At 64.7% G+C, this 12,845-nt stretch carries 11 protein-coding genes; 5 read left to right on the forward strand and 6 right to left on the reverse strand.

Going from position 1 to position 12,845, the window contains the following annotated elements:
- Window positions 1-88: 88 nt before the first annotated feature.
- Window positions 89-757, reverse strand: a complete 669-nt coding sequence (gene ccmB / locus JQ573_RS33035; protein ID WP_212318902.1) for a heme exporter protein CcmB — start codon at window positions 755-757, stop codon at window positions 89-91.
- Window positions 754-1,356 carry a heme ABC exporter ATP-binding protein CcmA gene (gene ccmA / locus JQ573_RS33040; RefSeq protein WP_212318904.1) on the reverse strand — a complete coding sequence of 201 codons (603 nt, stop codon included), beginning with the start codon at window positions 1,354-1,356 and terminating at the stop codon, window positions 754-756. The genes ccmB and ccmA overlap by 4 nt, the downstream gene beginning before the upstream one ends.
- A 240-nt stretch (window positions 1,357-1,596) precedes the next feature.
- Between ccmA and acnA the strand changes: the two genes are divergently transcribed.
- The 3 genes from acnA to JQ573_RS33055 all read left to right on the forward strand — a co-directional run bounded on the left by acnA (window position 1,597) and on the right by JQ573_RS33055 (window position 6,254).
- Window positions 1,597-4,317: an aconitate hydratase AcnA gene (gene acnA, locus JQ573_RS33045; protein ID WP_207833993.1), complete on the forward strand. Its 2,721-nt coding sequence runs from the start codon at window positions 1,597-1,599 to the stop codon at window positions 4,315-4,317.
- A gap of 161 nt (window positions 4,318-4,478) precedes the next feature.
- Entirely contained in the window at window positions 4,479-5,240 is a 762-nt protein-coding gene (locus JQ573_RS33050) for a thioredoxin family protein (protein ID WP_092121555.1), read from the forward strand.
- Between the two features lie 642 nt (window positions 5,241-5,882).
- Window positions 5,883-6,254, forward strand: coding sequence for a DUF2794 domain-containing protein (locus tag JQ573_RS33055; RefSeq protein WP_092121561.1), 372 nt, complete (start codon window positions 5,883-5,885; stop codon window positions 6,252-6,254).
- Between the two features lie 116 nt (window positions 6,255-6,370).
- On the opposite strand, the gene JQ573_RS33060 is transcribed toward JQ573_RS33055, so the two are convergent.
- The 4 genes from JQ573_RS33060 to JQ573_RS33075 all read right to left on the reverse strand — a co-directional run bounded on the left by JQ573_RS33060 (window position 6,371) and on the right by JQ573_RS33075 (window position 11,318).
- Complete coding sequence (locus tag JQ573_RS33060) at window positions 6,371-6,916, reverse strand: GNAT family N-acetyltransferase (protein WP_212318906.1); 546 nt, start codon at window positions 6,914-6,916, stop codon at window positions 6,371-6,373.
- Window positions 6,917-7,005: 89 nt separating this feature from the next.
- Window positions 7,006-7,797 (reverse strand): Bax inhibitor-1/YccA family protein, encoded by a 792-nt coding sequence (locus tag JQ573_RS33065; protein ID WP_029081319.1) that lies wholly within the window; start codon window positions 7,795-7,797, stop codon window positions 7,006-7,008.
- A 234-nt stretch (window positions 7,798-8,031) separates the two neighbouring features.
- A complete protein-coding gene (locus JQ573_RS33070; RefSeq protein WP_212318908.1) occupies window positions 8,032-10,602 on the reverse strand; it encodes an ABC transporter permease in 2,571 nt (856 codons plus the stop codon).
- A complete protein-coding gene (locus tag JQ573_RS33075; RefSeq protein WP_212318910.1) occupies window positions 10,599-11,318 on the reverse strand; it encodes an ABC transporter ATP-binding protein in 720 nt (239 codons plus the stop codon). Before JQ573_RS33075 ends, JQ573_RS33070 begins: the two co-directional genes overlap by 4 nt.
- A 55-nt stretch (window positions 11,319-11,373) precedes the next feature.
- On the opposite strand from JQ573_RS33075, the gene JQ573_RS33080 reads away from it, so the two are divergent.
- Together JQ573_RS33080 and thpR are read left to right on the forward strand one after the other, a co-directional pair.
- Window positions 11,374-12,033, forward strand: a complete 660-nt coding sequence (locus JQ573_RS33080; protein ID WP_409334715.1) for an arylesterase — start codon at window positions 11,374-11,376, stop codon at window positions 12,031-12,033.
- A gap of 166 nt (window positions 12,034-12,199) precedes the next feature.
- The gene (gene thpR / locus JQ573_RS33085; protein ID WP_092121595.1) at window positions 12,200-12,736 is read left to right on the forward strand and encodes an RNA 2',3'-cyclic phosphodiesterase; all 537 of its coding nucleotides are present in this window, start codon (window positions 12,200-12,202) and stop codon (window positions 12,734-12,736) included.
- The last annotated feature ends 109 nt before the right edge of the window (window positions 12,737-12,845 follow it).

A 12,845-nucleotide genomic window follows, 5' to 3' on the forward strand; every position in this document is an offset into this window, starting at 1 on the left:
GGCACCCTGATAGTCGCCCAATGTGTCGCAAGCAATTGGCCGAATTTCTCTCGGCGAGATTTGATCGGGCTCATATTGCCGGTCAATTTCAGTCCAGCCCGTGCCGCAGGCTCGCGGCGGCGGCAAACGGGCCGATCACGAGGCTGGCAAGCGACAGCGCGCAGAGGATCGAGAACGGTGTTCCGAAGGGCAGGGACCCCGATATCGCCGCCTGCGAGGCCGCGACGCCGAAGATCAGCACCGGGATCGACAGCGGCAGTACCAGCACCGCCAGCAGCAGCCCGCCGCGATGCAGCGTCACCGCCAGGGCGGCGCCGATCATGCCGGTGAAGGTCAGCGCCGGTGTTCCCGCCAGCAGGGTCGCGGCGACCGCCAGTGTCGCGGTGCCGTCGAGATTGAGCAGCAGGCCGAGGACCGGCGTCGCGATGATCAGCGGCAGCCCCGCGGCGATCCAATGCGCCAGAGCCTTGGCCGCGCAGGCGAGTTCCAGCGGCGTCCGGCTCATCACGATCAGGTCGAGCGAGCCGTCCTCGTGATCGGCCGTGAACAGCCGGTCGAGGGTGAGCAGGCTTGCCAGCAGCGCGCCGAGCCAGAGGATGGCGGGGCCAAGTCGCGACAGCAGCGCCAGATCGGGCCCGACCGCGAACGGCATCAGCACCGTGACGGTGAGGAAGAACAGCACGCCGATCAGCGCCCCGCCGCCGACGCGCAGCGCAATGCGGATGTCGCGGCGGATCAATGCGGCCAGCGCGCTCATGCCGCGCCTCCCATCCGCAAATCGCGCGCATCGATGCCGAGCGGAAGGTGCGTCGCGGCGACGATCAGGCCGCCGCTTGCGAGATGATCGCGCATCAGGCCGACGAACAGCGCCTGTCCGGCCGCATCGAGCGCCGATGTCGGCTCGTCCAGCAGCCACACCGGCCGCCGCACCGAGAGCAGGCGCGCGATCGACAGGCGGCGGCGCTGGCCGGCGGAGAGGTAGGCGGCCGGCAGATGCGCGGCGTGGTCGAGCGCCACGGCGGCAAGGCAGCGGCCGGCGTCCAAGGTCTCGCCGCCGAGGAATTCCCGCCAGAAGGAAAGATTTTCCGCGACACTCAGCGCCGGCTTCAGCGCGTCGCGGTGGCCAAGATAGTGGGCCTGTTCGGGCAGGCTGAGCTCGGCGTCGCCGCCTTCGAGCGCAATCGAGCCCTCGGCGGGAACCAGGAGCCCGGCGAGGACGCGCAGCAGCGACGTCTTGCCCGCGCCATTGGGTCCCGTGACGGCAAGCGCCTCACCGGCCGTGGCCGACAGATCGAGGGCAGAAAACACCTCGCGTCCGCCGCGCACGCATTTCAGATTTCGTCCCGAGAGCCGCATGGTTCGTCTTGTCACAGCCCTCTGAAATCTTTCGCTACCGCGTGAGAATTTTTGGGTCGCGCAACGCTGTCGCACGCTTGTCGGTGTGGCGGTGCTTCTAGAAAGGTTCTATAAGCCCGGAACTTGATGCAGCACACACAATCGGCGGCCGCAAGCCATCCAGGCCATCCCCTCGGCCCGTGTCGATCGCCGGTGTTTAGTTACCCTTGCCGGGTATAACTGAGAATTGGGATCCTCCGCATGACCTCACTCGACAGCTTCAAATGCCGCAAGACCATGAAGGTCGGCGGCAAGTCCTACGTCTATTACAGCCTGCCCCAGGCAGAGAAGAACGGACTGAAGGGTATTTCGAAGCTGCCGTATTCGATGAAGGTTCTGCTCGAGAACCTGCTGCGCAACGAGGACGGCCGCACCGTCAAGAAGGAAGACATCGTTGCGGTGTCGAAGTGGCTGAAGAAGCGCCAGCTCGAGCACGAAATCGCGTTCCGCCCGGCGCGCGTTCTGATGCAGGATTTCACCGGCGTTCCGGCCGTGGTCGACCTCGCAGCGATGCGCAACGCGATGCAGAACCTCGGCGGCGACGCCGAGAAGATCAACCCGCTGGTGCCGGTCGATCTCGTCATCGACCACTCGGTGATCGTCAACTTCTTCGGTGACAACAAGGCGTTCGCGAAGAACGTCACCGAGGAATACAAGCAGAACCAGGAGCGCTACGAGTTCCTGAAGTGGGGCCAGAAGGCGTTCTCGAACTTCTCGGTGGTGCCGCCCGGTACCGGCATCTGCCACCAGGTCAATCTCGAATACCTCGCGCAGACGGTGTGGACCAAGAAGGAGAAGATGACGGTCGGCAAGAAGACCGGCACCTTCGAGGTCGCCTATCCGGACTCGCTCGTCGGCACCGACTCGCACACCACGATGGTCAACGGCCTCGCCGTGCTCGGCTGGGGCGTCGGCGGCATCGAGGCGGAAGCCTGCATGCTCGGCCAGCCGCTGTCGATGCTGCTGCCGGAAGTGGTCGGCTTCAAGCTCAAGGGCCAGCTCAAGGAAGGCGTCACCGCGACCGACCTCGTGCTGACCGTCACCCAGATGCTGCGCAAGCTCGGCGTGGTCGGCAAATTCGTCGAGTTCTTCGGCCCGGGCCTCGATTTCCTGTCGGTCGCGGACAAGGCGACCATCGGCAACATGGCGCCCGAATACGGCGCGACCTGCGGCTTCTTCCCGGTCGATGCCGCGACCATCGATTACCTGAAGACCTCGGGCCGCAAGGCCGATCGCGTCAAGCTGGTTCAGGCCTATGCCAAGGCGCAGGGCCTGTTCCGTACCGCCAAGTCGGCCGATCCGGTGTTCACCACCACGCTGACGCTCGATCTCGCCGACGTCGTGCCGTCGATGGCCGGACCGAAGCGCCCCGAAGGCCGCATCGCGCTGCCGGCGGTCTCGACCGGTTTCGCCACCGCGCTGGTCAACGAGTACAAGAAGCCCGATGGCGAGCAGAAGCGCTTCGCGGTCGAGGGCCGCAATTTCGATCTCGGCCATGGCGACGTCGTGATCGCCGCGATCACCTCCTGCACCAACACCTCGAACCCGAGCGTGCTGATCGGCGCCGGCCTGCTGGCGCGCAAGGCGGCCGCCAAGGGCCTGAAGGCCAAGCCGTGGGTGAAGACCTCGCTCGCGCCGGGCAGCCAGGTGGTGGCTGAATATCTCGCCAATTCCGGCCTGCAGGCCGATCTCGACAAAGTCGGTTTCAACCTGGTCGGCTTCGGCTGCACCACCTGCATCGGCAATTCCGGCCCGCTGCCGGAAGACATCTCGAAGTCGATCAATGACAACGGCATCGTCGCCGCCGCCGTGCTGTCGGGCAACCGCAACTTCGAAGGCCGCGTCTCGCCCGACGTGCAGGCGAACTACCTCGCTTCGCCCCCGCTGGTGGTTGCGCATGCGCTTGCCGGCACCGTGACCAAGGATCTCGCGGTCGAGCCGATCGGCATCGGCAAGGACGGCAAGCCGGTGTTCCTCAAGGACATCTGGCCGACCACGAAGGAGATCAATGCCTTCATGAAGAAGTACGTCACCGCGACGATCTTCAAGAAGAAGTACGCCGACGTGTTCAAGGGCGACACCAACTGGCGCAAGATCAAGACCACGGAAAGCGAGACCTATCGCTGGAACATGAGCTCGACCTATGTGCAGAACCCGCCCTACTTCGAAGGCATGAAGAAGCAGCCGGAGCCGATCGTCGACGTGGTCGACGCGCGCATCCTTGCGATGTTCGGCGACAAGATCACCACCGACCACATCTCGCCGGCCGGCTCGATCAAGCTGACCTCGCCCGCCGGCAAGTTCCTCAGCGAGCACCAGGTGCGCCCCGCCGACTTCAACCAGTACGGCACGCGGCGCGGCAACCATGAAGTGATGATGCGCGGCACCTTCGCCAACATCCGCATCAAGAACTTCATGCTGAAGGGCGCCGACGGCAATATTCCGGAAGGCGGTCTGACCAAGCACTGGCCCGACGGCGCGCAGATGTCGATCTACGACGCCGCGATGAAGTACCAGCAGGAGAACGTGCCGCTGGTGGTGTTCGCCGGCGCCGAATACGGCAACGGCTCGTCGCGCGACTGGGCCGCGAAGGGCACCCGCCTGCTCGGCGTGCGCGCGGTGATCTGCCAGAGCTTCGAGCGCATCCATCGCTCCAACCTGGTCGGCATGGGCGTGCTTCCGCTCACCTTCCAGGACGGCACGTCGTGGTCCTCGCTCGGCCTCAAGGGCGACGAGAAGGTCACGATCCGCGGGCTGCAGGGCGATTTGAAGCCGCGCCAGACGCTGACGGCCGAAATCGTCTCCGCCGACGGCGGCAAGCGGGATGTCCCGCTGCTCTGCCGCATCGATACGCTGGACGAGCTCGACTACTATCGCAACGGCGGCATCCTGCATTACGTGCTGCGCAAACTCGCGGCCTAGCGAGGATTTGTGATCGGTGCCTCACTGCTTAGTGAGTAGCGGCTAAAAAGAAGGCGGCCTATGACAAGGCCGCCTTCTGGCGTTCTGGGGCACGCAAGTTCAAGGGACAGCTTCATGCTCCGTACAATTACGGATAGAAATCATCACGACTGGTTCGCAGTATGACAGCGATGATGGCCTATAATTCTATCTCGCGATGGTCCAGCGCCCTCGGTTTCTGCGCGATCGTCGCAATCATCCGCCCCGCTCACGCCGATCCGCGTGCTGTCGTCGAACTCTTCACCTCGCAGGGATGCTCGTCCTGTCCGCCCGCGGACAAGATCATCGGTGACCTCGCCAAGGACCCCAACGTCATCGCGCTGAGCATGCCGATCGACTATTGGGATTATCTCGGCTGGAAGGACACGCTGGCCGATTCACGTTTCAGCGCGCGCCAGAAAGCCTATTCGCATATGCGCGGCGACCGCGACGTCTACACGCCGCAGGCCGTGATCAACGGCTCCGCTCATGTGATCGGCAGCGACCGCGCCAGCATCGAGGACGCCATCAAGGACACCGAGAAGAGCGGCAGCGTGATGTCGGTGCCGGTGACGATGACGCTGACCGGCAAACAGATCAACGTGTCGGTGGCCGCATCGAAATCGCCCGCGGTGTCGCGCGGCGAAGTCTGGATCTGCTCGATCTCGAAGTCGGTGCCGATCTCGATCGCGCGCGGCGAGAACCGCGGCCGCGAGATCACCTATCATAACGTGGTGCGCAATCTCCTGAAGGTCGGCGACTGGAACGGCTCGTCCGGGAGCTGGACCGTGCCGCTTGAGAACATCACGCGCGATGGCGTCGATGCTGCGGCCGTCTACGTCCAGGACGGCAATCGCGACAAGCCGGGCCCGATGCTGGGCGCCGCATTCACCTCGCTTCACTAGAGCCTTTCGGTTCTGACTGATCAGAACCGAAGCTCTAGATTCTTGTTTGACGCGTTTTCTTCGCGCGAACCGGTGTCCACTTCACTCGAAAACGCTCTAACGCTGGGCGGCGCTGGCTTCTGCTAGTCGCGTCATTGGCCGCACGCATGTAGTCGTGCGGCTCCGTGCGGCGGCAGCGTGCATCCAGTGATCTGCTGAGAGGGAAGCGCCGGGGCGTTGCGCGTCTTGATCGCGCGTAATCGAGCAGGGCCCCAAAAACAAAAAGGACCAACTTTCGTTGGCCCAGTGTGTTGGGATTTGATTCCCCTGCGAACAGGCCCGATCCCGACGGCCCCGGGGGGCTGGGGGCTGAGGAATCCGGAACCGAAAGGACCGGGCCAACGCAGGATTTTCTTTTCGCAGGGCAGCGGGGCGGGCGATGGGCGGAAGTGGGGCAGCAATATGATTCCTCTAACGTTCCCGTGACTCTTCGGTTTTCCGGACAATCGGTCGCGCCTGGCCTTGGTTAAGGGCTGGTTGCATTGCGAATGGCCCCTTGCAGGCTCCGTCGCTTAGCGCAATCATGTCACTCTCGTGACGATCCCGAAGTGGGGGCACCGGCCTTCGGAACCCGATCGTCACCGGGATGACAGGAGGCGCTCGATGAGTTTGATCTCGGAGGATAGTGATCCGAGTGGGAATCGTGCCGCGGCGCGTCCCGCCGCCGCGACCCCTCAGCCCAACCGCGTGACATTCAATCGACTTGAGCTCAATCGCATTCTCAATCTCTACGGCCGCATGGTCGCCGATGGCGAGTGGCGCGATTATGCGATCGACTTCCTGAAGGACCGCGCTGTGTTCTCGGTGTTCCGGCGCGCATCCGAAATACCGATCTACCGGATCGAGAAGGATCCCCGGCTGGCGCGCAAGCAGGGCATGTACAGCGTAATTTCGGCGACCGGTCTGATCCTGCGCCGCGGCCACGAACTCGAACGGGTGCTGTTCGTGATCGATCGCAAGCTATCGCTGGTGTAGGCGCGGCAAATTCACTGCCGTAGCCCGGATAAAGCGCAGCGAAATCCGGGGCCGCCGAGAGCGCGGATGAACTTGCCGCGGATTGCGCTGCGCTCCATCCGGGCTACGTATCCCACCTAATCCGCCGGCACCGTCGCCGCGCCTTCGCCGAGCGCGCGCTGCATCATCACGGTGTCGAGCCAGCGGCCGAATTTCAGGCCGACATTCGGGTGCGTCCCGATCATCTGAAATCCGCAGCGGCGGTGCAGCCCGATCGAGCCGGCATTGGCCGAGTCCCCGATCACCGCGATCATCTGCCGGAAGCCGCGCGCGTCGCATTCGGCGATCAGGCGCTCCATCAGCCGGAGGCCGATGCCGCGGCGATGCACCGCAGGGTCCAGATAGACCGAGTTCTCGACGGTGAAGCGATAGGCCGGCCGCGGCCGGTAGGGACCGGCATAGGCATAGCCGGCGACGCGGCCATCGAGCACGGCGACGAAATAGGGGAAGCCGCCATCGACCACCGCCCTGTAGCGGCGGGTCATTTCGGCAAGGTCGGGCGGGATCAGCTCGAAGGTCGCGGTGCCGAAGCGCACCGCGTGCTCGTAGATCGCGGTGATCGAGGGCAGGTCCGCCTCGGCGGTCGGCCTGATTTCCGGATTGGATCCCGCGGAATTGGACATGGGCACGACAGTATTTTGCCCCGCGCAAAAGAAAAGCCCCGGCCGCAAGGCCGGGGCTTGGATTGGATCGATCGCTTGGCTCGATGCGCTTAGTCGCGCTGGCCGAGCAGCTGCAGGAGCAGCGTGAACAGGTTGATGAAGTTCAGGTAGAGCGACAGCGCACCAGTGATCGCCGCACGCTCTGCCATGACACCACCCTGCGAGGCGTAGCCGTAGATGTAGTCGTTCTTCAGCCGCTGGGTATCCCAGGCGGTGAGGCCCGCGAACACCAGCACGCCGACCACCGAGACGATGAACTGCAGCGCCGAGCTCGCCAGGAACAGGTTGACCAGGCTCGCGATGATGATGCCGATCAAGCCCATGAACAGGAACGAGCCCATGCCGCTCATGTCACGCTTGGTGGTGTAGCCATAGAGGCTCAGCGCACCGAACGTCGCCGCGGTGATGAAGAACACGCGCACGATCGAGGTGTGCGTGTACACCAGGAAGATCGACGACAGCGACAGGCCCATCAGCGCCGAGAACACCCAGAACAGCAGCTGGGCGGTCGCAGGCTGCAGGCGGTTGATGCCGGCCGAGATGACGAACACCATCGCCAGAGGGGCGAGGATGAACAGCCACTTCAGCGGGCTCACGAACATCGCGTAGCCGAACTGCGTCAGATAGGCGTTGCCGAACTTGGCAACGGCGGCGGACTGGTCGCTGGTCACCGCACCCATGTAGACACCGAGCGCGGCCAAGCCTGTGATGGCGAGGCCGATGCTCATGTAGTTGTAGATGCGCAGCATGTAGGCGCGCAGACCGGCGTCGACGGCCGCAGCGTCAATGCGCCCGGCGGCCCGGCCGAAAGGAGAAGCGTAGTTGCGGTCTAGGTCCGACATGGTCGAATTCCCGTGGTTGGTCCCGGTGGAGCGCAAGGGATTTGCGGCGCCGGTTCTAAATCTATCTCAGATGGCTCGGTTTGCGGAACATTAATTGCGTGTCATTCAAACCGACTATCCGACCCGAGTGGTATGTGGGAAATTAACACATCCGACGCAAGCTTCCACGCGCGGCCGAATGTCGCTCTAGCCTAGCATTTATAGGCAAAACGGCGCTGCCGCCGCTACAAATTGTCACAAATTCCGCAACACCGAGGCCGGCTTCTGGTTCAGCGCGAGCAGCGTTCCGGCCAGCCCCAATCCGACGGTGACGACCAGCGCGGCGACCACGACCAGCGCGGCGCTGCCGGCCTGCCAGATGAAACTCAGCGTCATCAGCCGCGTCACGATCAGCCAGGCCGCGACCGAACCGGCGATCACCCCGAAGATTGCGGTTGCAAAACCGATCATCAGATACTCCAGCGCGTAGGCGCCGAGCAATCGCACCCGCGTGGCGCCGAGCGTCTTGAGGATCACGGCGTCATAGACGCGGTGGCGGTGCCCGGCGGCGAGCGCGCCGCCCAGCACCAGGATCGCCGAGATCAGCGTCACGGCGCTGGCGCCGCGGATCGCCAGCACCAGATTGCTGACGACGGTGCCGACCGTCTCAAGCGCCTCGCGGACCCGGACGCTGGTCACCATCGGGAACGCGTCGGCGACCTGCTTGATGATGCGCGCATCGTCGGTGGTGCCGGCATGGGGTTCCGTCAGGGTCGCGACGTGGCTATGCGGAGCGCCCTTGAAGGCATTCGGCGAGAACACCAGCACGAAGTTGATGCCGAGGCCCTGCCAGTCGATGTTGCGCAGATTGGCGATCTTGGCCGGAACATCGCGGCCAAGCACGTTGACCACGATCTCGTCGCCGATCTTCAGGGACAGGCCGTCGGCGATCTTCTTCTCCATCGAGACCAGCGGAGGTCCGCTGTAGTCCGGCCCCCACCATTCGCCCTCGACAATCTTCGAACCCTTGGGAACTTCGCCGGTGTAGGTCAGGCCGCGGTCGCTTTGCAGCACCCACTCTGAATCGACCGACGGCTTGAGCTGGTCGGCCTTGACGCCGCGCGCGGCGACGATGCGCCCGCGCAGCATCGGCACGTCCTCGACGGTCGAGCCGGGCGCGATCTGCGCCAGGAAGGCGGCAAAGCGGTCGGCTTCGGTGGAGGGGATGTCGATGAAAAAGAACGACGGCGCCCGCTCCGGCAATGCGGCCAGGAATTGCCGGCGCAGATTGCCGTCGATCTGGGTGATGGTGACGAGCACCGCGAGCCCGAGCCCCAGCGACAGCACGACCGACGGCGTCAGCGCGCCCGGCCGGTGGATGTTGGCGATTGCCAGCCGCAGCATGGTCATGCGGCTGCGTGGCAGCCGCCGCGCCACCGCCATCAGGATCTCGGCGATCCCGCGCAGCAGCAGGAACACCGAGATCGACGAGGCGACGAACACCGCGGCCACTCGCTTGTCATAGGCAAGCCCGATCGCAACGGCGATCAGGAGTGCGACCACCACCGTCATCAGCGCGAGATAGCTCCAGCGCGGACGGTGCCATTCGCTGGCGACGGTCTCGCGGAACAGCGCGGCGACGGGCACGTCGTGGACCCGGCCGAGCGGCCACAGTCCGAATGCCAGCGCGGTGAGCTGGCCGTAGAGGAAGGAGAGCGCGAGTTCGTCGGGATGCAGCGCCGGCACCACCGGCAGCGGCAGCACCTTGCCGAACAGGCCGACGATGACGAACGGCAGCGCGGCGCCGAGCACGAGCCCAATCACCGAACCGATCCCGGCCAGCACCACCACCTGCGTACAGTAGATCGTGAAGACGTCGCGGCCGGTGGCGCCGAGCGCCTTGAACGAGGCGATGACGTCGCGGCGCCGGTCGATATGGCTCTTCACCGCGTTGGCGACGCCGACGCCGCCGACCAGCAGTGCGGCGAGGCCGACCAGGGTCAGGAACTGGGTGAAGCGGTTGATGGTGCGTTCAAGCTGCGGCGAGGCGTTGTTGCGGCTGCGGACTTCCCAGCCGGCCTCCGGTGCGGCAGCCCGTGCGCCGTCGATCAACGCGGTGGTGGCGCGATCGTCGTTGGCGCCGTCAGGCAGCTTTACCCGGTAGATCCAGCGCACCAGGCTGCCCGGCTGCAAGAGATCAGTAGCGCGCAGGCTGGCTTCACTGATCAGGAAGCGCGGGCCGAGGCCGACGCCGCCGGCAAGCTTGTCGGGCTCGGCCGCCACCACGCTGCGGATCTGGTAGGTCGCGCTGCCGATGCTGACGCGGTCGCCGAGCTTCAGGTCGAGCCGCGCCAACAGCGTTGAATCGGCGGCCGCGCCATAGACGCCATCGCGTTCGGCGAGCAGATCGGCAACCGGTATGTTCGGCTCGAGCGTCAGCTCGCCGAGCATCGGATATTTGCCGTCGACCGCCTTGAGCTCGACCAGCGCCAGCTTGCCGTCGCCGCTGCGGGCCATCGCGCGGAGCGTGGCTGCCACCGAAACCTCGCCGCGGGTGCGCAGATACGCGACCTCCTCAGGCTTGGCTTCGCGCGAGATCAACGAGAATGCGACGTCGCCGCCGAGCAGCGTGCGGCCCTCGCGCGACAGGCCGTCGCCGAGGCTCGCGGCGACCGAGCCGACGCCGGCAATCGCCATCACGCCGAGCGCGATGCAGGCGATGAACACGTAGAATCCGCGCAGGCCGCCGCGCAGTTCGCGCAGCGCATAGCGGAAGGCAAGCGACGACGCGCGGCCCTGCACCGCGACTTCGGACGCGATGCTCATGTCGTGGATTGTCCGTCGATGCGGCCGGAGCGCAGCCGCACCACACGATCGCAGCGCTGTGCCAGCGAAAGGTCGTGCGTCACCAGCACCAGCGTCATGCCGCGCTCGGTGTGCTTGGTGAAGAGCAGGTCGATGATCTGCTTTCCTGTCGTCTCGTCGAGATTTCCGGTCGGCTCGTCGGCAACCAGGATCGCGGGATCGGGCGCGAGCGCACGTGCGATCGCGACGCGCTGCTGCTCGCCGCCGGACAGCTGCGTCGGGTAGTGATGCAGCCGTTCGCCGAGTCCGACCGATTGCAGCTCCTGCGCGGCGCGCGCGGCGGCATCGGGATTACCGGCGAGCTCGAGCGGCACGGCGACGTTCTCCAGCGCCGTCATGGTCGGGATCAGATGGAACGACTGGAACACGATGCCGACCTGGCGGCCGCGGAAGCGCGCCAGCGCATCTTCATCGAGGGCATTGAACGACGTGCCGTTGACGACCACTTCTCCGCTGTCAGGACGTTCAAGCCCCGCCATCACCATCAGCAAGGTCGACTTGCCCGAACCCGACGGGCCGATCAGGCCGATGGCCTCACCCGCTGCCACACGAAGGCTGATATCTTTGAGGATATGGACCCGTGCCGCGCCGGTGCCGAGCGAGAGATTGACGTTCCTGACGGCAATGGTGTCCGGCTCGACGTCGGTCAGTGAAGAGGATTCGATGAGACTGTCCATGGTTCGGTCATATGGCACTTCCGCTGCTGCGGTCGAGAGCCGGTTGAGAATCTTCGTGCACATACTCGTGTTGCTTATGGGCTTGATGACGGCGGCAAGTGCGCAGACGCCAGCACCGGAGAATGCCCCGGCGCAAGGTTCGGCGAAACCGATCCAGATGGTGGTTCTGGGCGATTCCCTGAGCGCCGGGTACGGCCTTCCGGCCGCGGCGGCATTTCCGGTCCGGCTGCAAAAAGCCTTGGAAACCAAGGGGATAAAGGTCAGCGTGACCAACGCCGGGGTATCCGGCGACACCGCCTCGGGGGGCCGCGAGCGGCTCGACTGGTCGGTGGCTAACGGAACTGACGCCGTGATCGTCGAGCTCGGCGCCAACGATGCGCTGCGCGGCATCGATCCCGCGGTCACGCGTGCCGCGCTCACCGACATCATCACAAAGTTGCAGGGGCGCAAGATCGCCGTACTCTTGTGCGGCATGCTCGCGCCACCGAACTATGGCAGTGAGTATGCAGCGAAGTTCAACGCGATCTATCCGGATCTCTCGAAGTCCCTTGGCGTGCCGCTCTATCCGTTCTTCCTCGATGGCGTGGCTGCCGATGCCAAGCTCAATCAGGCCGACGGCATGCATCCGACGGCGGAAGGTGTGGACATCGTCGTCAAGAATATGCTGCCCACGGTGGAGGCATTTCTCGGCGCATTATCAGGGCAACGCAGTTGAAATGCAGGCAGCGCGCCGAGTTGTGCCCGTAGGTTTACGAGCTGTTAACGGGTCGTGCTTCGCAGAGTCACATATCTCGGGTACAAATAGGCATCGGTGATTCGTCGCCGGGCTTGTTACAGGGGCGGGCTCCCAAAACCCGCGCCAAGCATCGAGGATTAATGCGATGCCGCGTCTCTTCACTGGACTGGAAATTCCGGCCGAGATCGGCCAGACACTTTCCAATTTGCGTGGCGGCCTTCCCGGCGCACGCTGGATCGATCCCGAAAATTATCATGTCACGCTGCGCTTCATCGGCGATATCGATGGCCTCTGGGCCAACGAGATCGCAACGATGCTGTTTCGGGTGAACCGAAAACCGTTCGAGGTCAAACTGCAGGGCCTGTCGAGCTTCGGTGGACGCAAGCCGCGCGCGGTGGTTGCCGCCGTCGAGCCCAGTCGGCCGCTGATCGAACTGCAGGCTGAGCTCGAGCGGATGATGCAGCGGATGGGGCTCGATCCCGAGGGCAGGAAATTCACGCCCCATGTCACGCTCGCGCGTCTACATGACGCATCGAGCCAGGACGTCGCGGATTATCTGTCGGTGCGCGGCTACTTCCCGAGCCGCAGCTTCATGGCGGACCGCTTCGTGCTGTTCTCGTCGCGCGCGTCGACGGGCGGCGGCCCCTATGTGGTCGAGGATTCCTACGCGCTCTGCGCGTGAGGGATCGCAGATCGCGGCTTGAGGTGTCAGGCAGCGGCCGGTGCGGTCGGCCGTGGTATGCAAGGGCTTGCGCTTGCATACCCCATTGGCACAATTCACGGCTTGCAAT

This window comes from Bradyrhizobium sp. AUGA SZCCT0105 (assembly GCF_018129565.1).
Lineage (GTDB): Bacteria > Pseudomonadota > Alphaproteobacteria > Rhizobiales > Xanthobacteraceae > Bradyrhizobium.